Below are 22,644 nucleotides of genomic sequence, written 5' to 3'. Positions count from 1 at the left end.
CAGCTGCAATCGAACAACCAGTTCACAGAGAAGATTTCCATGGAAGCCAAACCCATCCATTTCGCCCGCTTGCAGCAGGAAGAGTCGCAAGGCTACGACCGCAAGACAATTGACTACATCCACACCGCCGCGCAGCGCGGACTCTATGAAATTCGCGGTCTCGGAGCGAAACGCCGCGTGCCGCATTTCGACGATCTGCTGTTTCTCGGCGCGTCCCTCTCGCGCTATCCGCTCGAAGGGTATCGCGAGAAATGCACGACGCAAACGGTGCTCGGCACGCGCTTCGCGAAGAAGCCGGTCGTGCTCGATATTCCGATCACGATTGCGGGCATGAGCTTCGGCGCGCTGTCGGCGAACGTGAAAGAAGCCCTCGGCCAGGCGGCTACCGCGATGGGCACATCCACCACGACCGGCGACGGCGGCATGACGCAGGAAGAGCGCCGCTCGTCCAAGACGCTGGTGTATCAGTGCCTGCCGTCGCGTTATGGCTGGAATCCCGACGACGTGCGCCGCGCCGATGCGATCGAAGTCGTGATCGGACAGGGTGCGAAGCCGGGCGGCGGCGGCATGCTGCTCGGGCAGAAGGTGAACCCGCGCGTGGCCTCGATGCGCACGCTGCCCGCGGGCGTCGACCAGCGCTCGGCGAGCCGTCATCCGGACTGGACCGGCCCCGACGATCTGGCGATCAAGATTCAGGAGCTGCGCGAAATCACCGATTGGGAAAAACCGATCTACGTGAAAGTCGGCGCGACGCGTACGTTCAACGACGTCAAGCTGGCTGTGCATGCCGGTGCGGACGTGGTGGTGATCGACGGCATGCAGGGCGGCACCGCCGCCACCCAGACGTGCTTCATCGAAAACGTCGGCATTCCGACGCTGGCGGCGGTTCGTCAGGCCGTGGACGCGCTTGAAGACCTGAACATGAAGGGCACGGTGCAGCTGATCGTGTCAGGCGGTATCCGCTCCGGTGCGGACGTGGCCAAGGCGCTCGCCATGGGCGCCGACGCGGTCGCAATCGGGCAGGGCATGTTGATGGCGCTCGGCTGCAATAGCGATACGTACTTCCAGAATGGCGCGCTGCATCCGGCGGTGGCGGATTATGCCGCGCTCGGCACGTCGCCAGGGTTCTGTCATCACTGCCACACCGGCAAGTGCCCGGTCGGCGTGACGACACAGGACGCCGTGCTCGAACAGCGCGTGCAGGCGGAAGAAGGATCGCGCCGCGTGCGCAACTACCTGAAGACGCTGAACATGGAACTGACGACGATAGCGCGCGCCTGCGGCAAGCAGAACGTGCATCACCTCGAGCCGGAGGACCTCGTTGCGTTGACGGTGGAAGCCGCTGCCATGGCGCGTATTCCGCTCGCCGGTACGTCGTGGATTCCGGGGCAGACGTACTGATCGGTGCAGGATTCGACGCCCGGTGCGGGGCTCGCAATGCGAGTAACGCCGGGCGTCGGGACTGTCGCGGAGGTTGATGCATTGTGTGCGGCGCTAACGCAGGACCGCGCCGCGGCGGTCGGGTATCGCCGCTGGTTTAGACCAGCGTAGCAGTCGCCATTGGATTCTGTTTTACCCCACACTCATCACGGTCACCGCCTGCTTGCGCATGGTCCATCGCGCACGAGCACGCTTCGACGTTTTCTACAGGATCGCGCAATGAAAAGACTGAACAGGGTTTTTGCGTTACTCATGATGCTGGCGTTCGCTGTGCCGGTGTACTCGCAGAACGCCGCAGCCGCACCAGTGCCGAACAAGGGCGATACCGCCTGGATGATCGTCGCCACTCTGCTCGTCGTGATGATGGCCGCGCCGGGCCTCGGGTTGTTTTACGGCGGCATGGTGCGTGCCAAGAACATGTTGTCCGTGCTGATGCAGACACTCGTGGTGTTCTGCCTGCTTGGCGTATTGTGGGCCGTGTATGGCTACAGCATCGCCTTCACCGAGGGCAATGCCTTCTTCGGCGGTTTGAGCAAGGCGTTTCTTGCCGGCATTACGCCGGACTCGACGGCGTCGACGTTCAGCAAGGGTGTCGTGATTCCGGAATTCATCTATGTGTCATTCCAGTTGACGTTCGCGGCGATTACCCCGGCGTTGATCATCGGCGGCATCGCTGAGCGCGCCAAATTCTCCGCGGTGCTGCTTTTCATGGTGCTGTGGTTCACGTTCTCATATCTTCCGATTGCACATATGGTCTGGTACTGGCCTGGTCCCGATGCCTACACAAGCGCTGCCGCGGGCGAAAAGGCGACCGCGACCGCGGGCTTCCTGTTCCAGAAGGGTGCGATCGATTTTGCGGGCGGCACGGTGGTGCACATTAACGCGGGCATCGCGGCGCTGGTCGGCGCGGTCATGATCGGCAAGCGTACCGGTTTCGGTCGCGAAACGATGGCACCGCATAACCTCACGATGACAATGGTGGGCGGATCGCTGCTGTGGGTCGGCTGGTTCGGTTTTAACGTCGGCTCGAACCTCGAAGCCAGTGGCGCGGCCACGCTGGCGTTCATCACGACCCTGCTCGCCACATGCTCGGCCACCGTATCGTGGACGCTGGTGGAATGGGTGCTGAAGAAGAAGCCGTCGATGCTCGGCGCGGTGTCCGGCGCGATTGCCGGACTCGTCGTGATCACGCCCGCATGCGGCTACGTCGGGCCCATGGGGGCGATCGTGATGGGCTTGATCGCCGGGGGCGTCTGCTACTGGGGCGTGAACGGGCTAAAGCGTCTGCTTGGTGTCGACGACTCGCTCGACGTGTTTGGTGTGCACTGTCTCGGGGGAGTGGTTGGCGCACTGCTGACGGGCGTGTTTGCATCGCCGGGACTCGGTGGCACCGGTGTCTACGATTATGTCGCCAACAAGGTCGGCGACTACGATATGTTCGGCCAGTTAATCGCGCAGTGTTGGGGCGTGGGTATCTCCCTGGTCTGGTCGGCGGTGGTATCGATCGTCGCGTTCAAGCTGGTCGACATGACGGTCGGACTGCGTATCGAACAGGAGGGTGAGCGGGAAGGGCTCGATGTCAGTTCGCATGGGGAATCAGCCTACCATTCCTGACATTCGGCAGCGTGAAGGAGCTGGCTTTGGGGTGCAAAAATTGGCACTACGAGGCCGGTGACAAGGGACATGAAAGGTGCCGGCTCTTATGCTGCATGTCACGAATGTTGATTCGAGCGATAGACGTCGGCAATCAAGCGTAGGGTGAGAGACCATCTCGCCAGCAGCTGCAACGAAAATTCCCGTCCTGTGGCCCCAAAATGTCGACCGCACCTTGGACAACCAGGCATGGTCGCATGCATGCTCCACGTTAGCCGGAAACAACCTCCCGCGAGGGCTCCGCGGCTCGGTCGGGTCCGGCGGTGCGAGGTCGCCGTGTTCCGGCTGGCGCCATGCTGATGTAATGGCACCAGGCCTGCATCATTTCGCGCCGCTTCTCAAACATGTCGCTGCGGAAGTAGGCGCGCTTCTGCCTTGTTGCTCAGCGTATGCGCAAGCGCTGCTTCGGCGAGCTCGCGAGGGTAGGCAGTCATTTCGGCACACCAGTCGCGGAACGTGGAGCGGAATCCGTGAACCGTCAGTTCCGGATAGCCTGCCTTGCGCAGCAACTGAAGCATGGCCATGTTCGACAGGCCGGTTCCCGCCTTCCATCCCGGGAAAACGAAATCGCTCCTGCGTGCTTTCTTCATCTGCGTCAGAAGTTCGATCGCGCGGCTGGACAGCGGGACCCGGTGTTCGCGCTTCGCCTTCATCCGTGTCTTCGGAATGATCCATACCGCCTCCCGCAGATTGATCTCTTCCCAGGTGGCTGCGATGACCTCGCCGGTGCGCGTCGCAGTAAGAATCGTGAATTCGAGCGCTCGCGCCGTCACGCCGGGCTGCGCATGCAGCCCGGTGACAAACGCGTGGATGTCCTTGAAGGGAAGGGCTGCGTGATGTTTCTGCCGTTGTACCGAGGCGGGACGGGGCAACAGGGTATCAAGATGATTACGCCAGGTCGCCGGGTTGTCGCCGGTGCGCAGGCCGCGGGTTCTGGCCCACGCCAGCACGCGCTCCAGGCGGCCGCGTACGCGGGACGCAGTTTCGTTCTTGCTGACCCAGATCGGTTCCAGGATCTGCACGATATGCTGGGTATCGACAAGCCCGACATCGAGCTTGCCGATGACGGGCATCGCGTAAGTGTCGAGGGTATTGGTCCACTGGTCGGCGTGCTTGGGGTTTTCCACCCCGGGCTGTGCATGGCAATATATTGACCAGTTGTATTCCTGCGATATCACGTATTTGCCGACGACGATCCGTGGGCATTACTTTTATCTGTGCCTGTTTCTGGATGTATTCGCAAGATCGTGGGTTGACAGATCTATGCGGAGGAAAGCAGCGCGCTGACCAGCGAGGTTCTCAGGGACCTCTGCCCGCGTGAAGCGATACAGCCTGACCGGGTGATTCTGCATTCGGATAACGGCGGCCCGATGAAAGGCGCGGCGATGCTTGCCACACTCCAGGCGCTGGGTGTCATGCCGTCGTTGAGTCGCCCGGGCGTGAGCAACGACAACCCCTGTTCCGAGTCGCTGTTCAAGCCCATGAAGTACCGGCCCGCTTACCCGCAAGGCGTTCGATACCCGTTCGCCGCGCGCAGCTGGGTGGGCGCACTGGTGTGCGGGTACAACGACGAACATCGTCACAGCGCGATCCAGTTCGTGACGCCGCCGCAGCGTCATGCCAACCTTGATCAGGACATTCTGGATCGGCGCATGGCGCTCTACAAGACTGCCCGGCAGCGCAATCCGCTGCGATGAAAGGCCGCACGCGCAACGGGCAGCGCGTAAGTGCTGAGCATCTGAACCCGGATCGAACTCACAACCTGCCAGGCACTCCGCAGCGCGATCAGCAGGAGCGAAAGGCCGTCTGAACTCAAACGTTGAGGCGACAACTACCTTGAAAATTTCAGAAGATGGCATCGAGGTTTCGTGGGTCGATGAGCAACCTCCGCCCGGGATAAGTGCTTGCGAAAATCGAGCCAAGGGCGGCCTGATGATCGTCTTCGGACCGTAGCGATAGAGCGAGCTGCCGGGACAATTGGCCGCGTCGTACTGACCACTGAGCTGCAACGTCAGCAATCTTCGAACGGTGACGTAGCGAAAAGTGTTTCGTCGACTGACGGCGACAGACCAGTCCTGGTCAGTAACAAACCATCGCACCACACACGTTCGACGCGTCCCCACGCACAGGCTGAAGCAGCGTCCGGGAAGAAACCTCGTCCGTGATAGTTGGCGCTCGTGTTGCAGAGCAACGGAATACCCGTCAGCTTTTCGTATTCGACCAGAAGTTGCGCCACCGGATGCTTGGAAGTTCTTGAAATGGTCTGCAATCGGGCAGATCCGTCGAGATGCACGACGGCAGGGATTTTTTCTCGCCATTCCGCGCGCGTCTGATGATCGAACAACATATAGGGATCAGGGCTCCCCGGGCTAAAAATGGTCGGCGCACGATCCTCAAGGCATATTGGCGCTACGGGACGGAAGTGCTCTCGAAACTTGATGTCGTTGAGATGATCCTTCATTGTGGGCGAAGTCGCGGCGGCCAGAATGCTTCTGCCCCCCAATGCTCGTGGTCCGAGCTCGGCCCGGCCGGCAAGGAAAATGACGGGCTCGCTACTGGCGAGTATGCCGGCGAGTTCTGCAATGGAGCAAGTAGACGCCGTCCATCCGGGCGGTACTTGGCAACCTTTTAAGGCCGGTCCGCTATATACCGACCACTCCAGCGGCACGAAGCCCTTCTCGGCTGCCAGCGCGCAACAAGCGGCGCCAATCGCAGACCCGCTATCGTTGGGAAACGGCGGCACCCAGATTGCGTCGAACAAACCGCTCGCGCGCAGGGCGCTGTTCCATTTGATATTGAGTCCGCATCCGCCAGCGATGCACAGATTTTTCGGGCCCGCAATCGAATGGCGCTGCAGCGCGCTACCCATTTCATGAACGAGAAGACGCTCGAGGAATACATGGAACGAGGCGAGTACGTCTTCGGGCGGCTTGGCTTCCAGTCGCAGCGCGCTTGCTTCGAAGAACTCTCCTACAGCCGCTAGTGACACGTCCGCGCTGTGGATGTTCTCGCGATAAGCTTGCGCACACTCCGTGTCGCCAGCAAAGCGTGCCTGATAAAGCTCGCGAAATACCTCAACGATATCTTCGTCAACGGAGCCCAGCGCGATGTAAGCCATCAGCTTGCCGGCCACACCCAGATCCCACCGGGCGCCGCCCGGCTTCTTATAAGGACCAAAGTGATGACCCGCCGCAGCGTAGATGTGACCTATCACGGGGAACAGGCAGTCAACATGGCGGGCGTGGTGGCGTTCTACATGATAGAGGCGTGGGACGATGCCACCATCCCACACCAAACAGAATGCAGGTTGCCCGCTTTGGGCAAAGGGACTGGTGCAGTACGCGGAGGCCACATGGCCTGACACGTGAGGATAGCTTTTATAAGGAAAGGACTGGCCGCCGACAAGCAGTCCGGAGCCGTCGAGCGAAGCGAGAAGATCATCGGCTCGGCGTTCGGCATAAGGGGCCCCTTTCAGGCTGACGGGAATCGACCCACTGAGGACGCGAAACTGCGACTCGACTACTCCGTCCCAGCCGTCGATGACAAACTGGTCGATATCGTGCGCATCGAAACCATGCTCGGCCAATGCGGTCGCGATCGCATCGAGGTCGTCGATCGCCTGATACCGCGGATTGTTGTCTCGCTTTTCCTGCTCCACGCAAAAAACCAGTTTTCCATCCTCGACAAGGGCGATCGCTCCGTCGTGCGTCAATTTGATCCCACAGATGCGCATAATGTCTCCCGGCCTAACGCTGGTAAGTTGGTCCACACGAAGGCGAAGCCGCGTTTCGAAAACAGGCGAGCAGACAGTCTTCATTCAACGACTGACCGACGCACCTCAAACGATCGATTTCAACCAGCTCTTCTTCCAGGATGGCTATGACCGTCTCGGCTCCGGCAATGTGGCCCCACCGCCGGCAATTGGCGTCATGTGCCGATCCGAAAACCAGCTGTCCGCCGGGCGCAAGCATCCGTGCTAAATTGCGGACAGCCGCGCGCACCTCGGCGCTGCCGTCGAGGTAATAGAGAACCTCCGCCACCACGACCAGATCGAACTGTTGCTCAGTCGAAAAATGCTGGACATCGGAGACGATCCAATTGATGTGTGGTGGGTCCATCATCCGTTCGCGTGTCCTGGCAATTGCGTGTGGCACGATATCGATCACGGTGAGCCGTTGGCAGTGCGGTGCCAATTTTTCCGTGAAGGCTCCGCCTGCGCATCCGACTTCGAGCGCATTTGTGACGGATCCCTGCGAAAGTGCCATCCGAAGCATTTGCCTGTGGCGCTCGTGCTCAAAGGGATTGCTATCGAGCCGCCATGGATCGTCTGCGTCCAATTCCCGACGCAGCAATTCGAAGTTCGTTTGATGTGTCAATTCCGCCTACCTTTATGGTGCGCCGCTGCATGTGTCCGGACCTTGGGCCGGGACTGGTGCTCCGTTGGACACCGGCGTGTTGGTACAAGAACTGCACGGCGGCCAAACGCTATTGTTTAACGTTCTAGAAAAATAGCTCGCGAGCGCTGTTACCTAGCTTCAGACCTTCAGCAACTCATTGGAGGCGCGTCGTTACCGTGACAACGCCCGTGAGGGATGTAGCCGAACCCGACGCTGTTCCCACAATCCGCGCAGCTCCTCGACGAGGGCTTCCCGTTGAGTCTGCTCAGGCGTAATTGAATCGAGAAGATGTCCGAGCACGGCTTCGCCTTCGATCCGAATCAGCAGATCGAACAACTCATGTGAAATACGCACACTGTCATAGTTGGAGCCGCCGGTGCGAATTTCGCACACCGTCTCCTGACGATCCCGCGCTGTGTGAGCGCGGACCCGATAGAGCGATGCATAGGGCGGCAGTGAAACCGCGAGCGCAGTCCAATGTTCCTGCGTTGCGAGCCGCTTTTTGACGAGGAACGGCCCGACCACAAGTCCATCCAGCTCTGTCGTCAGAAATGTGGCAATTGCGTCTGCAACCGAATCTACGATCGGCTCAGCGTTGTTATTAAAGGAAGTATTGAGCAGAATTGGGATTCCTGTCCGCTTCTTGAACGCATTAATAACCTCCCAGTAGGCGGGATTGGTCTTGCGCGATACTGTTTGCAGCCGCGCTGTACCGTCAATGTGCGTGATGGCGCCGAGCAAGGCACGCTTGGAGTCGCGCACGCGAACTACAAAATTCATAAAAGGGAATTCGCGGGTGCCCTCTGGGAGGTCAAAAAATTCGCGCGCATCGTCCTCGAGCACTGATGGCGCGAACGGTCGGTAACCCTCACGCTTTTTGACCATGGCGTTGATCCGGTCCTTGTTTGCCACCGGCCTGGGATCGGCAAGAATGCTGCGGTTGCCAAGCGCGCGTGGCCCGAACTCCGAACGACCCTGCACCCAGCCGATCACGGCGCCATTGGCCATCCAGTCCGCTGCTCTGCCTGCCACGTCATCACTGCGTTCAACGTCGAGGTGTCCGGACCACGCATTCAATTCTTGCTCCACAACCAGATCGCTCCCAATATCGGGCCCCCAATAAACGTCCTGCAATCGCTCACGCGGCGGGGGCCGACCGAAGTCGTTTGACATCATAAGGGCAGCGCCTAATGCGCAACCGGCGTCATGCGCTGCGGGCTGCACGAAGATGTCTTCGAAAAGTCCCGAATACAGCAGCTTACCGTTCATGGTGCAGTTATGAGCTACTCCTCCGGCTATACACAGCCGCTTCATACCGGTGACCTCGCGATGATGGCGGAGAATGTGAAACACGATCCGCTCCAGCGCTTCCTGCAATGAAGCACCCACATCTCGATGCTGCTGTGTGAATGGCATTCCCTTTCGCCGGACCTGGATGCTGCGGAGCAACGTCGGACCGATGCGGTCCAGGTAGACGCGGTACTCACCGTTGGCGGACAGTTGATAGAATTGCTCGAAGAGCCCGCGATAGGGAGCGGGATCCCCATAAGGTGCAAGCCCCATGACCTTGTATTCGTCGAACAAGCCGTAACCGAGATACCGGATTGTTTCGAGATAAAACAGCCCTAGAGAATTATTCTCTGCGAAAGTCGCAAGTTGCGTAATTTCGGTTCCAGATCCGAGCGCCAGGAGCCCCGAGAGGAAATCACCGCCGCCATCGACCGCGAGGATCAGACTTTGCTCGAATCCAGACATCGCAAACGCGCTCACGGCATGCGCCAGATGGTGACTCACGAATGAGACTCGCGAAGGATCGACCTCGGTACCGAATTCCCGCATTAGTAAGTTACGCAGAAACAGCTTGGCATCCACCGGAATGGAGATGTTCGGCTGGGACAGGAACAGGCGTTCGAGCATAACGTTGCAATAGGCCTCGGTAGCGTAAAACGCGATGTGGTCGATATCGCTGAGCTGAATCCCTGCGGATGCGAGGCAGTATTGAATTGAACTGCTCGGGAACTTGTTAGAGTGCTTGATCCGGTTGAGGCGCTCCTCTTCGACGGCCGCTATTACGCGTCCGTCCCGGACAAGCACCGCAGCGCCGTCGTGCAGAAATGTGTTCGGCAGTTCGAGTGAATTTTCATGAACTTTGTCTAGCCCGCCGCTCACTCCTAAGCACAGCATGTTTCTCTCCTTCATCGTGGTAGGAAGGCCCTACTGGCAAGACTCGAACCCCTACCACATAAGTAAGGTAGGGTATCGCTCGCCGCTGCGAACACCGGCCAGAGGTCACCAGCCCAAAGAATCTCGCGTAGGGTCCGTCTGCAAAATGGCGCCGCAATTCATGAAAATTCTGTACCGTTTGGTCCAGGGGGCGCGTTTCTTGGCTCTGAAGGATGGCGCGACCAGAAAGCTGAAGCGCTGGAACCCCGAGGAAATCCCCAATCGTTGCCAAACATGCGGCGGCGGGTTCGCGAGGAGGCTCCCGATGCAAGTGATTGATCGTCAACTGCTGCAACGTCATTTCCTCGGCGTCGCTCAGTTCCACGACACACTTCATCCACTATCCCGGCACCACGAAGGCGCCAGCAGGTTGCGAAATTGAAATGGATCTACCAGGAACACTATCCTCCATGCCGTACAATTCGTAAAATCGATTGTTTTGATGGAAGACATCTACATTATGGATAACTTGGAATCATGCGTTTCAAGGGCCTCGATCTAAATCTCCTCGTCGCGCTCGATGCTCTGATGACCGAGCGTAATCTCACCGCGGCGGCACGCAGCATCAACCTGAGCCAGCCGGCCATGAGTGCGGCCGTCGCCCGGCTACGCGCCTATTTTTGCGATGAACTATTTACGATGAGGGGCCGGGAATTTGTCCCAACACCGCGTGCGGAAGGGCTCGCTGCTCCAGTCCGGGAGGCTCTGGTGCACATCCAGCTCTCCGTTATTTCGCAGGACGTGTTCAACCCAGCCAAATCGGATCGCCGCTTCAGGATCATTCTTTCCGATTTCATGACAGTCGTATTTTTTCGAAAGATCGTGGAGCGTATTGCACGGGAAGCTCCCGCCGTCAGTTTCGAATTGCTGCCACTTGCCGATGACCCCGATGAGGTTCTCCGGCGCGGCGAAGCCGATTTTCTTATCTTGCCGGAATTTTTCATGTCGAGCGCGCACCCTAAAGCGAAGCTGTTCGAGGAGACGCTCGTGTGCGTAGGCTGCCGCACGAACCAGCAGCTATCAGGGCAGCTCACATTCGAGAGATATATGTCGATGGGGCACGTTGTGGTCAAGTTCGGGCGTGCGCGGCAGCCCTCCATCGAGGAATGGTTTTTGCTTCAGCACGGTCTCAAGAGACGGGACGAGGTCATCGTGCCGAGCTTTAGCATGATCCCGCCTATGCTATTAAACACTGACCGTATAGGGACGATGCCCTTAAGGCTGGTCAAGTATTTCGAAAAAGCGATGCCTCTGCGGATCGTCGAACTTCCGCTGCCACGTCCCGCATTCACCGAGGCCGTCCAATGGTCTGCCCTTCACAACAGTGATCCGGCAAGCAATTGGATGCTGGAGATAATATTGCAGGAGGCGTCACGCATGATTCCTCCGCCTAAGACCACGCGAAGACCAATTCAGCCAAGTTAGGAAATGGGATCTTTCAGCAAGGTTTTTGCGGCATGGATTTGTGGGGTTTCGAGGGTTTCGTGGCGATATAACGTGTATCGGCACACCAGGCCTCATTCGGCGCGGTGACGGCAAACGCCTGATCGAGCAGGTTCGGCGCGACCGGCAAGGCGTGTGTCAATCTGGTTGTTGCCTTGATTTGCGTTTCCGGTTGCAACGCAACCCCTGCTTGCGACGCGGTCTCTTTATCGGATGTACGCCGAATTGTCGGCACCGCTGGGCTACCGGTTTCCACGGCTCGCTGAAAAACGTCCACGGCATGGCGTGCGCGCCCGCGCGAAGTGTGCGGCGAGCGTCGGCTTTGACTAGTGAAACGATCGCCATGAACTGCAATGGAGTTCTGCCATAGCCAAGCCGGGGACATATTGTCGATCTGTCAGTTGATCTTCCGGCGGCGATTATCGGGATCCGGACTGTGCGAGCAAGGCTTCCACGACGTCCAAGCCTATGCAATCGATCGGGTCCAGCCTGCGCAGCTTGGCGATCAGCTTCAGTGCAACGGCGCGCTCACCGCGCCGCACGCTGATGAACGCGAGCGCCTTCAGTGTGAAGAGCCAGAAGCGGCCCGGACCAGGAATGGTGAAGTCGGTGTCGCCCGGCTGTACCGCACACCAGTCGCTGTCGAGCGACGCCTGCCGGGCGGCGACCGCCAAAGCCTTGGTCGCGACCTCCTGCGCCTCGCCAAGTTCACCCCGGTTCGCATGGAACTTATACAGCAGATAGTAGGGTGGCAGGCAGCGCGGGTACGACAGGACCGCAGTCCACAACGCGGCGGCCACATCGTCATTGCTGCCGCCGCGGGTTCTCTCGATCAGCTGTAGCACGGGGGAGGGAACGTTGCCGCCGAAGAGATCGGTCGATTCGATACCAGTAATGAGATTCATCAATTTGCTCCGATATGGTGAGTGGTGAGGCGTCCGGCCGCTTTTGCGGCGCTCGGAAGCCGATGTGACGATGGATGTGTTTGTCTACGCGAACCTGAACTGGATGCGATGCTCGCTGCGCGGACACGCCCATTCGAGGTTGTGATGGTCGGTGCACAGAATGCGGCAACTACGGGTCAATGTTCAGCTCAGTGCAGTCGGCGGTGAGGCCGGTCAAGAGCGTCGTTGCGACAGATCCGGCGAGATCCCGGGCCATCGAGGTTGCACCGAGCAGCAGAATCTCGGAGCGGTACTTGTTGACCGGGTCGGTCAGCCCCTTCGTGAACGGTTCGTTGCGATAGCCGAGCGACACAGGGTCGTGAATCACATACGCTTTGTCCGCGCCGAAACTGAACGCCTCACTGGCAAACTGCTCAAGCGGCTCGTCGGTACCGCCGAGCACGGCCACAGCGACACGACTGCCGAGTTTGTCGGCGGGCTTGCGCGCCTCACCGAGCAGCTCCCACGACACGCTATGCATGTGGCCGCGGTCGTGCTCGAGAAAGACCCAGACGCCCTGGTAGGCTTTCAGATCTTTGGGCAGATTGAGGTTACGGCCGGCGGCCCGTTTGACCGGCGCGGCCGGCTTCTTTTCCGAGGCAGCGGGCGAGTTCAAGGGGCTCTCTTCATCAACAGGTCCGCCTCCAATGTAGGATGGCGAGCGAATATCTTGTGCACGAGTTTCAGCGACACGTCGCGCAGGCTGGACGCTTTGAAGACCTTTTGCTCCGCGGGCGTGGATACAGCGAAGTCGTTGTAGGCCTTCTGCAGTAAGCATCGATAGACGGCGAGCACGGCCGTCGCGTTGTTACGCGGCAGTTCTTTCTGTTGCTCGATATTCTGAAAGAAGCGCTTGAGGATGTGCAGGCGGCTCACGTTCACCACCTTATCGCCGAATGCGATGTCGAAGAATCGCAGGAAATCCTCGGCCGGCGACAGGTGACGCAGTTGTTCGATAACTTCTTGCATGTCGTTACTTCTATTGGACAAGTTTGGCCGCCATCACCACACTCACGACACCTTCACCCGCGTGCTGTGGACTTGGGTCAGGAAGCGGCGCAGATCGCTTGCATTCGGCGCCTGCTTGTACTGCGTGACGAAAGAGCGGATGCGCGCAAGCAGGAGCGGGATGAGCCGCTCCGACACCGTCACGCCTAGAGCGTCGTAGGCCTCACGCACACTTTGAGATCCAGAATGTTTCCCGAGTATCGTCGACCGTTGCCGGCCGAGCTCTGCCGGATCGAATCCCTCGTAGGTCGTGGGGTGCTTCGCGAGGCCGTCGGTGTGAATGCCCGACTCGTGAGTAAAGATGCTCCTACCGATGATGCTCTTGTTGAAGGAAACTGCGCGGCCTGAGGCTTGTTCGACCAGCGACGAAATGTCGGGCAGCGCTCTGGTGTCGACGCCAGTGTCTCGTCGCAGCAGGTGCCGCGCGCCCATCACGACTTCTTCCAGCGCTGCATTGCCGGCGCGCTCACCCAACCCGTTGACGGTGGTGCTCGCATGGGTCGCGCCGGCCCCAAGGGCGGCCAGTGTGTTGGCTGTGGCGAGCCCGAGGTCGTCGTGCGCATGGATTTCGATCTCCAGATCGACGGCGACGCGCAGCGCTGCAATGGCGTAGAAGGTCTTAAAGGGGTCCAGGATACCGACAGTGTCGGCAAAGCGCACGCGCTGGGCCCCGTGCTGCTGCGCGCATTGAGCCACTTCTATGAGAAATGAGGGATCCGCGCGCGAGGCGTCTTCCATGCCGAGGGAAATCTTGGGATGGTTTTTCGCTGCCTCGTCGACGACGCGTGCGATCTGCGCCAGTACCCAACTGCGCGACTGCCGCAGCTTGTGTTGCAAATGAATATCCGAAACGGGAACCGAGAGATGAACGATATCGGCATCGCAGCGCAATGCCGCGGTGAGATCCTCGTCGGTGAGGCGCCCCCAAACCATCAGGCGGGCGTCGAGGTTCAGGTCGACGATTGCAGCGATGCACGCCATTTCGTCTTCGCCCATGGCAGGAATTCCGATTTCGAGTTCGGCCACGCCGGCTTGCGACAGTGCGGCGGCAATCGCGCATTTTTCCTCGCTGCGAAACGCGACGCCGGCGGTCTGCTCGCCGTCACGAAGCGTCGTGTCATTGATGATCGGATTGAGCATGTCAGGTCTCTTGAGTTGTCGGCGATGGATCGCAAGCGTTGTGCCAAGCGAGCATCTACAGTCGGAGCACAATTTGCGGGATGTTGACCGGCACAATGTCGGGTTATGGCGGTGCATCGTCCGTTTGTTGGTGTCGCGAATGTTACGTTCCGGACAATGCGGCAGCGCTGGAGGTGGCTCGATCGGTTCCGCAAGAGCCGCCGCGATCAGGGCCGCAAAAGCGAGATACGGATTCAGATCCGCACCGCCAATGCGGCACTCAACGCGGACGGCGTCCGAGCCTTCGCCGTAAAGGCGGAAACCGACCGTCCGATTGTCTTGGCTCCATGCGACCTTGGTCGGCGCGAACGTACCGATCTGGAATCGCCTGTAGGAGTTGATGTGGGGCGCCAGAAAGAGGGTGATGTCCTTCGAATATTTCTGCAGGCCCCCAAGGTAATGGTGCATCAGATTGAGACGTTTATATGCGGATGCGGTACGAACGCTTTGCCGCGCGGCAACGTTTCACAGGGGAATCTTGTCCGTGCAAAATCTGGCGGTGGGCGAGTGCCGAGCTGCTTGCGGTAAGGCTCAGTAGCTCCCAGTTTTCACGGAGTCGACGGATGCACAAATCGTTAGTCGGTAAGGGATTTTAGAAACCAACTGCTAGATTCTCTATTGCTCAATGTACACAGCGCATAGGCTTTCAGGGGGAGCAAGAGAAAGAGGTTAATGGGTGTGTGAAGAGAAAAGCCAAGAAATCGAATCTGGCGAGCGCGAACCGATGCCACGCTACAGCGGATCATGGTCGACGATGCGATTATCAGGGCAGTCCACCACGGCACTGTCGCTGTCAACGCGAGCTGCGCGAGCCCCGCTAGAAGCGATAAGGCGAGAAATAGCGAGCCCAGATTCAGTGCGATCACGTCCAGCGTAAGGTAACGATCGAGACAGGGCAGCAGGCGCAGCGAAAGCAACGTGTCCCGATACGTACTGCGCGCCCAGCGCAGTTGTTGGCGCAGATACGACCCCAGTCTGTCCGGAACGACTGTCGCCGCAATGGCGTCCGGAACGTACTCGGTCCGATAACCTGCCGTCAGCATGGGAATCGTGAGATGACGGTCCTCGTCGAAGTCGCTCGGCTTCCCGCGAAAAAGTTGCGTCTCGTACTGATCTAGCAGCAAAAGGAGCGCGGAGCGCATAAGACGAGACAGCGACAGTGCTAGTTGCGCCAAGCATGTTCATAGGGTGTCTGGTTTGTCCGGTTAGGTTGAGGAAGCGATCGGATTGCAAACCCCCGGTCATGCAATGCTGGAATCATGAGGGAAAGCGCCATGAGGGTCTGCTCGCGCCGACCAGCGTGAGTGCATCGTCCCAACTCATCGGGAGGGCATCCGTCGTGCAAGAGCACAATTGCACCCGGCCGGACAGAGGCCAGCACTGCGCTGACAATCGCGTCCACGCCGGGACGAGACCAGTCTCGCGGGTCTACCGACCAGTGGAGGGGCGCCAGACCAGCGCTCGCTGACGTAGTGAGCACTGCTTCGGTCCACAAGCCATACGGGGCACGCATATACCGCAGCGAAGCATGGGGGCTCGCCATCCTGATGACCCTGCTTGCCGTTAGTATTTCCTGTTGTACTTCGGTGGGTTCGCATCTGGACAGGTCCGGATGAGTCATCGTGTGGTTTGCGACCTCGTGCCCTTCTGCGATCATCCGTCGGATCAGCTTCGGCTGGTCCGCTGCGTACGCGCCGATGACGCAGAAAGTCGCTGGCACCCGGTGTTCCGCCAGCACATCGAGGACGTCCGGTGTGCAAAATGGATTAGGGCCGTCGTCAAACGTCAAATAGACGTCGCGACGTCCGTTGGTGTCAGCGCACTCGCTGCGCGCTTCGGATAAGCAGTGCCTCACAGCTCTGGCCCGTTTCGATCAATTATCGTTCCGGTCGGCCAATCGCTCATTGACCGTCCAATCGGTAAGACGACAATGAGTACGTCCTCGATGCGCGTGGGCGGCGTGTCGAGATGCACTTCTCGAAGGGTCGACCTCACGCGAACTCCAGACACAATAGTCGCCAGACCGGGTCGGCCGAGCAGCCTTGCAATGTGTTGCCGCAACGCGTGTCGAACCGTGCCGAAGCCGAATGGAACGTCAAGTTCCTGCAACACGGGATACATCACGCGCATTAATTGAGGGATTCCGAGTCCCTCAAGATCCGGACGTACCGCGTACAATCCTAGTTCGGCCACTAGTAGATCGACTGCGCCAACCTTGATGAAACGACGCAGTGCGCCGATATGAGCCGCTACGCCGCGCGCGTCGTAGCCGATTGCACGGAACTCTGGCCTCGCACCAGCCCAACTGTGATTGCCTTCGAATGGTTTTGCATTAAACGCCCCGGTCGGTCCGTAGGTCTTTCGGAAGAACTCGGACAGTTCGATGTGGTCGGCGAGTCGCAACTCATTTTCCCAAACCAGCCTCCACCGCACCTGAGAGCGCATGGAGAGAGGTCCTCTATCTGTGGACACGGCCAAATTCACGACTGCCTCCTATGCGCCGTCCGGCCTTTGAGGGTGGACCTGACGGACGCGAAGGACTTGCTGAGAAAGCGGTTCGATTTCGAGAAATCATCTGCACTCTGGAACAGTTCTGGGATGAAGCCCGAAGAAAAGAGTATTTCCGTCAACGCTTCACGGACCGATCGAACCTCATCCACGATGGAGATTACATCGAGTGCGCGTGCCTTTCGCACCGGATCTATCAAAGACTTCCCCCGCATCTTCCGCACGATCTGACCGCGATTGACACGAGATCCATTTGGCAGGGTCGCTGAAGCAATTGGCACCTGCAAACGGCTGCTCCCGATTCGTCGCGAAGCCAAGGCGAAGTCGAGGGTTGCCTCAACTGTACGAAGGTAAGCGGCCGATATAGAAAGGGTTTGGAGAACTATGCGCAGTTTTGCCGGTAGTAAGCGCCTACGCGACCCGCCGGACGCTTGGCGCGTCGTGTCGGCGCGATCCAGCTTGCCCATGCCGCCGAAGACCGTGGCCGCATTGGACATGTGCCTCGGTTGATGCTCGGCGAACACCTGAGGATTTCTCTCGGCGTCAGGGCAAAGACAGACAACCATCTTGATATGCCCAAATTCTATTTCTCCGGCCCGACGTTTTGCCGCAGTATTCATGAGAGCGTCCACGAGAAATTGACTTGAAATTTGGTGCCGTGTCCGCCGAGAAAGTTCAGCGAGTTCGGGATCTGCGATTTCCTTCGTCCAGGTGATGAAGCGCCGCCAGTGGTGCTTCACGTGCCCACCGTTATGGCCGCCCATCGGGCCGGACACGCCGCTGTTGCGCCATGCGTGAGCCAGTCACAGATCGACTGCCCGCTCACGCCGAGTTGCTCGGCGGTGAGCTTGCGCTTGATCCTGTGTCCGAGCGGCGACAGGGCCGCCGCTCGCGTGCGCGTGTCCCGATGCATGTGATTGATCGACAACTGCTGCAACGTCATTTCCTCGGCTTCGCTCAGTTCTACGACACACTTCATCCGCTACCCCGGCACGACGAAGGCGCCAGCAGGTTTGCGAAATTGAAATGGATTTACCAGGAACACTATCCTCCATGCCGTACATTTCGTAAAATCGATTGTTTTGATGGAACGCATCCACACTATGGATAAGTTGGGATCATGCGTTTCAAGGGCCTCGATCTAAATCTGCTCGTCGTGCTCGATGCTCTGATGACCGAGCGTAATCTCACCGCGGCGGCACGCAGCAAGGCCCAACTCAACGTCGTTCGCTACGCCGATGACTTTATTGTGACCGGTATGTCGAAAGAAGTGCTCGAATTCGAGGTGCTTCCGGCGCTCAGGCAGTTTATGGCCGCTCAAGGTCTGGAGCGCTCGGAAGAGAAGACCCGGATCACGAACATTGCAGACGGTTTCGATTTCCTTGGCCAGAACGTGCGCAAGTACGACGGCTACTGGCCCAGCGCCTGTGAAGATACTTGGGGTTGCCAAAACAATAGAGGTAGTGAGGATGGCTGGCACCTGGAGCCCGGAGGGCTTTTTTTTGCACCTGAAACGTTACGCTAACGCAGCCATGACTTACCAAACCAGATTAATCGGACCGATAGGCTCGGATCTGATGATCTGAAAACAGTTTCCATACGTCCTCGGCCAGTTCAAGACGGACATTTTGTCGCCCGACACGGAAGCGCTTCTTGTGCCAAATATCCCGCTGCACCGGGCGGGCACGCCCGAAGAGGTCGCAAAGATAGATCATCTTCGTCCTATGCTCGGATGCGGCGAGTTATCTCACGGGCACCGAGGCAGCAATCAATGATGGACGACACCTGTAATCGGCTGCACCTGGAGTAGACAAATCGCAGTTGATTTGAGCGACATCAATGGAACTCGAGTTCCTAACGGAATCCACGCAGCGAGATCGCAAAAGCAGAAAATAAGTACATCAAGGCACTACAGTTTCACCGTCCTTCCATGAAAAGGCATTATCTTTTGAAGTCAGCCCGTGAAATTGGGCGCCAGATCGAGGATGATATGCAACACAATGCCCGCAAATCCGAACAAGGTGACGGGGAGCACGGTCCCCACAACGGGGACGTCGTCATGCTGCATATCGCTTCCGTACGCGAAAGGCCTGGCTCAAAGTCCGAGACGGACCACGCGGTTCCTATTGTGCAGTGGCACGAGAGCGTGCTTACCGGCATCTTCGAAATATCGAAGGTACTGACCGCCCCCTACCGGCTCGAAGTCACGTTGGCCAACGTCATCGATCTCCTGCAATCGTTTGTTCAGATGCGGCTCGGTATCGTCTCTCTCTTCGACGATGATGGCGTACCGGACATTACCGTTGGCGCGGACTGGAGCGAAGGCAGCGATGAGCACTACCGGACGCGCCTGCCGCAGAAGGCAATTGACCAGATCATGGCGACGGACAGGCCGCTCGTCGCCGAGAACATAGCGGTGCATTCGGGCTTCAGTGCCGCCGACATGGGCGTGCTCGGTGCCTCCGACAACATGCGAGTGTCGTTCATTGGCGTCCCTATTCGCATCGACGCGAAAGTCATAGGCACGCTGACCATCGACCGTATCCTGGACTATGGGTCGAACTTCCGGCTCGATTACGACGTGCGGCTGCTTACCATGGTCGCCAACCTGGTGGGGCAGACGGTGAAGCTGCATCGCTTTTTCAAGAGCGACCGCGAGCGACTGATGGCGGGGAAGGACGGGCTGCAAAAGCCATTGTCCGAGCTCAAGCACCCTGCAGGGGAGCGTAAGAAGTTTCAGATCGAGGGGATCATTGGCGACAGCCCGGCGCTGCGCAAGCTGCTCGCGAAGATCGCGGTGGTAGCCGAATCGAACAGCACAGTTCTGTTGCGCGGCGAATCCGGTACCGGGAAGGAGCTGGTCGCCAAGGCCGTTCACGAGCTGTCGCCGCGCGCCAAGCGGCCCTTCATCAAGCTCAATTGCGCGGCGCTCCATGAGACGGTGCTGGAATCCGAATTGTTCGGTCATGAGAAGGGTGCCTTTACCAGCGCCTTCAATTCGCGCAAGGGGCGCTTCGAGCTCGCCGACAAGGGGACGCTGTTTCTGGACGAGATCGGCGAGATCTCGGCCTCGTTCCAGGCAAAGCTGCTGCGCGTCCTGCAGGAGCAAGAATTCGAGCGCGTCGGCAGCAACCAGACCATTAAGGTCGATGTTCGCGTGATTGCCGCCACGAATAAAAACCTGGAAGAGGCGGTGGCAAGGAACGAGTTCCGCGCCGACCTTTATTATCGCCTCTGCGTGGTTCCCTTGCTGTTGCCGCCGTTGCGTGAAAGGCGCAGTGATATTCCGCTCCTCGCCGTTGAGTTTCTCGAGAATTTCAACAGCGAGAACGGCCGTACGCTGACCTTCGATGCGAGCGCGATTGAAGTATTGATGAACTGCGGTTTTCCCGGCAATGTCCGCGAGCTCGAGAATTGCGTGCAGCGGAGCGCGACCTTGGCGCCGGGACCAGCGATCGTGAGAAACGACTTTGCCTGCTGCCACGGCCAGTGCCTGTCCGCGATGCTGTGGAAGAGCCGATCGGACGAAATTGCGCTGCAGCCCGGGCGAATCGTACCAGTGCCCGTGAAGCCGGCTACGCCGGGGGCCCAGGCTGTTACGTCGGGCGCAGTTGCGGTCCAGCCTGTCGGCAGCGAGCGGGCTCCGTTAGCGGCTGGCGGCGCAGTCCTCGGAAGTGATGCGAAGATGACCAACCGCGAGCGTCTCATCGCCGCCATGGAAAGATCCGGCTGGGTGCAGGCAAAGGCGGCGCGGCTGCTTGGACTGACGCCGCGCCAGATTGGCTACGCGCTGAGGAAATACGGTGTCGAGATCAAGCGTCTCTGAAAGGACTGTCGGACTTGCGGCGTGTCGGGGCCGCGACATCGCGACTGAGGCGAATGGCTCGGAGAAGTCAAATCTGGATTTGGCGCGGACCTTGGCACGATCACGATGGGGAGCGGCCCGTATCTCGACTAAGGTGGTGCGAACGCGGCGCTGTCATCGCCGGTTCGTTGGGCCATGTGTCTCCTCAGACGGCCCGTTGCAGCGACGCTCCCACTACGGGCCGAGGCAGCCCGAATATGTGATCGCGACGGTATCGGGCGCCTGGCGTTTCTGCTGTTCCGCCCAGAAGACCTTCAGCAGCGCGGCCGAGCCCTTGCCGCCCGCGCAGGCGCCCCGCGGATGCGGCGGCGGCCGGTTCTCGGTGCAAGCAAACACATGTCGTTCTGCTCTGGCAATGACGATGTTCCTCAACCGAACTTGAACAGGATGCCGTGACCACCGCGCGGGTAGTCCCACTCGATATTCTGGTGGTCGGTGCAGAGGATGCGGCAACTGCCGCATTCGAGGCAGCCGTCGGTGATCAGCGTCACCGCGCCGTTGCCTTCGGCCTTGTAGCACGAGGCCGGGCAGACGAAGGTGCAACTCTTCGCGCTGCATTCGCTCTGGCAGACGTCGGCATCCTTGATGTGGACGTGCGGCCGTCCTGCATCGACGCGATAACGGTTCTGGAACAGCTTTTCCTCTACGTTGACGGGTAGGGTGCTCATCGGAAGGCCCTCAGGAGTTTGTAGGCGTCACCCACGATGCCGGAAAGCGAACGGGCTGTGCGGAAGCTCGAAAAAATCTCGCGCTCCTTGCTTTTCTTGTCCTTACCGTCGACCGTGATCATCGTGCGCGCGGCGCGTGCCATGAGGTCGGGGTAGGTCGTGAAGAACTGCGGATTCTGGTGCAGCACGGCCGGCATGTCGCGGTACTTGTGCAGGTCTTTCATCACGAAGCTCTGATCGAGCGCGGCCTTGTAGGCCTTGAGCGTGCCGGCGCGGTAGCCGTGGCCCGCGGCTTTCGCGTGGATCACCGTTTCGGCGGCGAGGCGTCCCGTGGTCATCGCAAGATTCGATCCTTCTCGGTGCGCGGCGTTCACGAAACCGCCTGAATCGCCAACGATCATCCAGCCGTTGCCGTAGACCTGCGGGATTGCGTGAAAACCGCCTTCGGGAATCAGATGCGCGCAATACTCCTTCATCTCGCCGCCCGCAATCAGCGGTGCGATCGACGGGTGCTGCTTCATCTTTTCGAGGAGCGCGTAGGGGCTCGTGCGGTTGGGGTTTTTCTTGAAGTCGCTCAGCATGCAGCCCACGCCTATGGTGAGCGATTCCTTGTTGGTATAGAGGAAGCCAGTGCCCATCATGCCGTCGGTGATCCTGCCGACCATCTCGATCACGACGCCGTCGTCCTCGCCGACGTTGAAGCGCTGGCGGATCGTCTCCTCCGGCATGAAGAGAATCTCCTTGACGGCGAGCGCAACGTTGCCGGCCCCGATCTCTCCATGAAAGCCCGCCTTGCGCGCGAGCGTCGAATTCACGCCGTCGGCGAGCACCACCACGTCGGCATAGACATCGCCGTGCTCGCGGTCGCACTGCACGCCGACCACCACGTCGCCGTCCATGATCAGTTCCTTCACCGTGGTCTCGCAGAGCAGCAGTGCGCCGGCTTCGCGCACTTTCGATGAAAACCATTTGTCGAACTGCGCGCGGATGATCGTGTAGCGGTTATAGGGCGGCTTGTTGTAATCCTCGCTGCGCACATGTGTACCGACAAACGACGTATCGTCGAGCATCCACATCCGCTGCTCGATGATGTGGCGCTCCAGCGGCGCATCGTCGCGGAAGTCCGGGATGATCTCTTCGAGCGCCTTCGCGTACAGGATCGCACCCTGAACGTTTTTGCTGCCCGGATATTCGCCGCGCTCGATCTGCAGCACTTCCAGACCTGCATTGGCCATCGTGTAAGCGGCAGCGTTGCCGGACGGACCGGCGCCGACCACAATCACATCGAACTGTGAAGGTTTTCTCATCGTGATTCT

Annotated in this window: 21 protein-coding genes and 4 pseudogenes; 7 read left to right on the top strand and 18 right to left on the bottom strand. The window is 59.3% G+C overall.

The features are described 5' to 3' along the window. Nucleotides 1-39 precede the first annotated feature (39 nt). Nucleotides 40-1,401: an FMN-binding glutamate synthase family protein gene (locus OKW35_RS39605; RefSeq protein WP_184063031.1), complete on the top strand. Its 1,362-nt coding sequence runs from the start codon at nucleotides 40-42 to the stop codon at nucleotides 1,399-1,401. A gap of 291 nt (nucleotides 1,402-1,692) precedes the next feature. Continuing rightward, nucleotides 1,693-3,054, top strand: coding sequence for an ammonium transporter (locus OKW35_RS39600; protein WP_260321336.1), 1,362 nt, complete (start codon nucleotides 1,693-1,695; stop codon nucleotides 3,052-3,054). Between the two features lie 377 nt (nucleotides 3,055-3,431). On the opposite strand, the gene OKW35_RS39595 is transcribed toward OKW35_RS39600, so the two are convergent. Continuing rightward, nucleotides 3,432-4,220 carry a tyrosine-type recombinase/integrase gene (locus OKW35_RS39595; RefSeq protein WP_429554904.1) on the bottom strand — a complete coding sequence of 263 codons (789 nt, stop codon included), beginning with the start codon at nucleotides 4,218-4,220 and terminating at the stop codon, nucleotides 3,432-3,434. 258 nt (nucleotides 4,221-4,478) lie between these two features. On the opposite strand from OKW35_RS39595, the gene OKW35_RS39590 reads away from it, so the two are divergent. Then, complete coding sequence (locus tag OKW35_RS39590; protein ID WP_429554903.1) at nucleotides 4,479-4,790, top strand: integrase core domain-containing protein; 312 nt, start codon at nucleotides 4,479-4,481, stop codon at nucleotides 4,788-4,790. Nucleotides 4,791-5,104: 314 nt separating this feature from the next. On the opposite strand, the gene nodU is transcribed toward OKW35_RS39590, so the two are convergent. The 3 genes from nodU to OKW35_RS39575 all read right to left on the bottom strand — a co-directional run bounded on the left by nodU (nucleotide 5,105) and on the right by OKW35_RS39575 (nucleotide 9,674). After that, complete coding sequence (gene nodU / locus OKW35_RS39585; RefSeq protein WP_429554902.1) at nucleotides 5,105-6,826, bottom strand: nodulation protein NodU; 1,722 nt, start codon at nucleotides 6,824-6,826, stop codon at nucleotides 5,105-5,107. A gap of 13 nt (nucleotides 6,827-6,839) precedes the next feature. Continuing rightward, nucleotides 6,840-7,469 carry a nodulation methyltransferase NodS gene (gene nodS, locus OKW35_RS39580; protein WP_429355306.1) on the bottom strand — a complete coding sequence of 210 codons (630 nt, stop codon included), beginning with the start codon at nucleotides 7,467-7,469 and terminating at the stop codon, nucleotides 6,840-6,842. A 192-nt stretch (nucleotides 7,470-7,661) separates the two neighbouring features. Beyond that, the gene (locus tag OKW35_RS39575) at nucleotides 7,662-9,674 is read right to left on the bottom strand and encodes a carbamoyltransferase family protein (protein WP_429553389.1); all 2,013 of its coding nucleotides are present in this window, start codon (nucleotides 9,672-9,674) and stop codon (nucleotides 7,662-7,664) included. Nucleotides 9,675-9,834: 160 nt separating this feature from the next. Here OKW35_RS39575 and OKW35_RS39570 point away from each other — a divergent pair, with 160 nt between their 5' ends. Together OKW35_RS39570 and OKW35_RS39565 are read left to right on the top strand one after the other, a co-directional pair. After that, nucleotides 9,835-10,095, top strand: coding sequence for a hypothetical protein (locus OKW35_RS39570; protein WP_429553390.1), 261 nt, complete (start codon nucleotides 9,835-9,837; stop codon nucleotides 10,093-10,095). Nucleotides 10,096-10,190: 95 nt separating this feature from the next. Further along, complete coding sequence (locus tag OKW35_RS39565; protein WP_429553391.1) at nucleotides 10,191-11,138, top strand: LysR family transcriptional regulator; 948 nt, start codon at nucleotides 10,191-10,193, stop codon at nucleotides 11,136-11,138. Between the two features lie 58 nt (nucleotides 11,139-11,196). On the opposite strand, the pseudogene OKW35_RS39560 reads toward OKW35_RS39565, so the two are convergent. The 11 genes and pseudogenes from OKW35_RS39560 to OKW35_RS39510 all read right to left on the bottom strand — a co-directional run. After that, nucleotides 11,197-11,345 (bottom strand): annotated as a pseudogene (locus tag OKW35_RS39560) (IS3-like element ISBvi4 family transposase); the annotation flags it as partial. 230 nt (nucleotides 11,346-11,575) lie between these two features. Beyond that, on the bottom strand, nucleotides 11,576-12,061 hold the full coding sequence (locus OKW35_RS39555; protein ID WP_184063013.1) for a hypothetical protein: 486 nt from the start codon (nucleotides 12,059-12,061) through the stop codon (nucleotides 11,576-11,578). A 172-nt stretch (nucleotides 12,062-12,233) separates the two neighbouring features. Continuing rightward, a pseudogene (locus OKW35_RS39550) lies at nucleotides 12,234-12,716 on the bottom strand (electron transfer flavoprotein subunit alpha/FixB family protein); the annotation flags it as partial. Beyond that, complete coding sequence (gene nifW / locus OKW35_RS39545; RefSeq protein ID WP_260321329.1) at nucleotides 12,713-13,069, bottom strand: nitrogenase-stabilizing/protective protein NifW; 357 nt, start codon at nucleotides 13,067-13,069, stop codon at nucleotides 12,713-12,715. The gene nifW and the pseudogene OKW35_RS39550, both read right to left, overlap by 4 nt. 42 nt (nucleotides 13,070-13,111) lie before the next feature. Then, nucleotides 13,112-14,248 (bottom strand): homocitrate synthase, encoded by a 1,137-nt coding sequence (gene nifV, locus OKW35_RS39540; protein WP_184063011.1) that lies wholly within the window; start codon nucleotides 14,246-14,248, stop codon nucleotides 13,112-13,114. A gap of 96 nt (nucleotides 14,249-14,344) precedes the next feature. Next, nucleotides 14,345-14,695, bottom strand: a pseudogene (locus tag OKW35_RS39535) (hypothetical protein); the annotation flags it as partial. A gap of 167 nt (nucleotides 14,696-14,862) precedes the next feature. After that, complete coding sequence (locus OKW35_RS39530) at nucleotides 14,863-15,462, bottom strand: glycosyltransferase family 2 protein (RefSeq protein WP_429554901.1); 600 nt, start codon at nucleotides 15,460-15,462, stop codon at nucleotides 14,863-14,865. Continuing rightward, on the bottom strand, nucleotides 15,450-16,142 hold the full coding sequence (nodB, locus tag OKW35_RS39525; RefSeq protein WP_429554900.1) for a chitooligosaccharide deacetylase NodB: 693 nt from the start codon (nucleotides 16,140-16,142) through the stop codon (nucleotides 15,450-15,452). The genes OKW35_RS39530 and nodB overlap by 13 nt, the downstream gene beginning before the upstream one ends. Then, entirely contained in the window at nucleotides 16,139-16,771 is a 633-nt protein-coding gene (locus OKW35_RS39520) for a NodA family N-acyltransferase (protein WP_429554899.1), read from the bottom strand. Before OKW35_RS39520 ends, nodB begins: the two co-directional genes overlap by 4 nt. After that, entirely contained in the window at nucleotides 16,768-17,535 is a 768-nt protein-coding gene (locus tag OKW35_RS39515) for a hypothetical protein (protein WP_429554898.1), read from the bottom strand. Before OKW35_RS39515 ends, OKW35_RS39520 begins: the two co-directional genes overlap by 4 nt. Further along, nucleotides 17,532-17,774, bottom strand: a complete 243-nt coding sequence (locus tag OKW35_RS39510; RefSeq protein WP_429355313.1) for a hypothetical protein — start codon at nucleotides 17,772-17,774, stop codon at nucleotides 17,532-17,534. Before OKW35_RS39510 ends, OKW35_RS39515 begins: the two co-directional genes overlap by 4 nt. 219 nt (nucleotides 17,775-17,993) lie before the next feature. On the opposite strand from OKW35_RS39510, the pseudogene OKW35_RS39505 reads away from it, so the two are divergent. Next, nucleotides 17,994-18,206: pseudogene (locus tag OKW35_RS39505) on the top strand (reverse transcriptase domain-containing protein); the annotation flags it as partial. 579 nt (nucleotides 18,207-18,785) lie between these two features. After that, nucleotides 18,786-20,621, top strand: coding sequence for a nif-specific transcriptional activator NifA (nifA, locus tag OKW35_RS39500; RefSeq protein WP_429554897.1), 1,836 nt, complete (start codon nucleotides 18,786-18,788; stop codon nucleotides 20,619-20,621). Between the two features lie 213 nt (nucleotides 20,622-20,834). Here the strand turns inward: nifA and OKW35_RS39495 are convergent, their stop codons facing one another. From OKW35_RS39495 to OKW35_RS39485, 3 genes are read right to left on the bottom strand one after another with little or no spacing between them, the layout of a single operon-like run. Continuing rightward, a complete protein-coding gene (locus OKW35_RS39495) occupies nucleotides 20,835-20,996 on the bottom strand; it encodes a hypothetical protein (protein WP_429402232.1) in 162 nt (53 codons plus the stop codon). A 32-nt stretch (nucleotides 20,997-21,028) separates the two neighbouring features. Beyond that, nucleotides 21,029-21,328, bottom strand: coding sequence for a ferredoxin family protein (locus OKW35_RS39490; RefSeq protein ID WP_018423212.1), 300 nt, complete (start codon nucleotides 21,326-21,328; stop codon nucleotides 21,029-21,031). After that, nucleotides 21,325-22,635 (bottom strand): FAD-dependent oxidoreductase, encoded by a 1,311-nt coding sequence (locus tag OKW35_RS39485; RefSeq protein WP_429554896.1) that lies wholly within the window; start codon nucleotides 22,633-22,635, stop codon nucleotides 21,325-21,327. Before OKW35_RS39485 ends, OKW35_RS39490 begins: the two co-directional genes overlap by 4 nt. Between the last annotated feature and the right edge of the window lie 9 nt (nucleotides 22,636-22,644).

This window comes from Paraburkholderia sp. MM5477-R1 (genome assembly GCF_050436385.1).
Lineage (GTDB): Bacteria > Pseudomonadota > Gammaproteobacteria > Burkholderiales > Burkholderiaceae > Paraburkholderia > Paraburkholderia tuberum.
The sequence above is the reverse complement of the archived record's forward strand: the minus strand, read 5'-3'. Positions and strand labels throughout refer to the sequence as shown.

Excerpts from the sequence above, each read along its gene's own strand:
- nifW (WP_260321329.1), bottom strand. The coding sequence starts at position 13,069 with ATGCAAGAAGTTATCGAACAACTGCGTCACCTGTCGCCGGCCGAGGAT.
- OKW35_RS39605 (WP_184063031.1), top strand. The coding sequence starts at position 40 with ATGGAAGCCAAACCCATCCATTTCGCCCGCTTGCAGCAGGAAGAGTCG.
- OKW35_RS39590 (WP_429554903.1), top strand. The coding sequence starts at position 4,479 with ATGCTTGCCACACTCCAGGCGCTGGGTGTCATGCCGTCGTTGAGTCGC.
- OKW35_RS39485 (WP_429554896.1), bottom strand. The coding sequence starts at position 22,635 with ATGAGAAAACCTTCACAGTTCGATGTGATTGTGGTCGGCGCCGGTCCG.
- OKW35_RS39570 (WP_429553390.1), top strand. The coding sequence starts at position 9,835 with ATGAAAATTCTGTACCGTTTGGTCCAGGGGGCGCGTTTCTTGGCTCTG.
- nifV (WP_184063011.1), bottom strand. The coding sequence starts at position 14,248 with ATGCTCAATCCGATCATCAATGACACGACGCTTCGTGACGGCGAGCAG.
- OKW35_RS39490 (WP_018423212.1), bottom strand. The coding sequence starts at position 21,328 with ATGAGCACCCTACCCGTCAACGTAGAGGAAAAGCTGTTCCAGAACCGT.
- nodU (WP_429554902.1), bottom strand. The coding sequence starts at position 6,826 with ATGCGCATCTGTGGGATCAAATTGACGCACGACGGAGCGATCGCCCTT.
- OKW35_RS39510 (WP_429355313.1), bottom strand. The coding sequence starts at position 17,774 with ATGAAGTGTGTCGTAGAACTGAGCGAAGCCGAGGAAATGACGTTGCAG.
- OKW35_RS39555 (WP_184063013.1), bottom strand. The coding sequence starts at position 12,061 with ATGAATCTCATTACTGGTATCGAATCGACCGATCTCTTCGGCGGCAAC.
- OKW35_RS39565 (WP_429553391.1), top strand. The coding sequence starts at position 10,191 with ATGCGTTTCAAGGGCCTCGATCTAAATCTCCTCGTCGCGCTCGATGCT.
- OKW35_RS39575 (WP_429553389.1), bottom strand. The coding sequence starts at position 9,674 with ATGCTGTGCTTAGGAGTGAGCGGCGGGCTAGACAAAGTTCATGAAAAT.
- OKW35_RS39600 (WP_260321336.1), top strand. The coding sequence starts at position 1,693 with ATGATGCTGGCGTTCGCTGTGCCGGTGTACTCGCAGAACGCCGCAGCC.
- nifA (WP_429554897.1), top strand. The coding sequence starts at position 18,786 with ATGCAACACAATGCCCGCAAATCCGAACAAGGTGACGGGGAGCACGGT.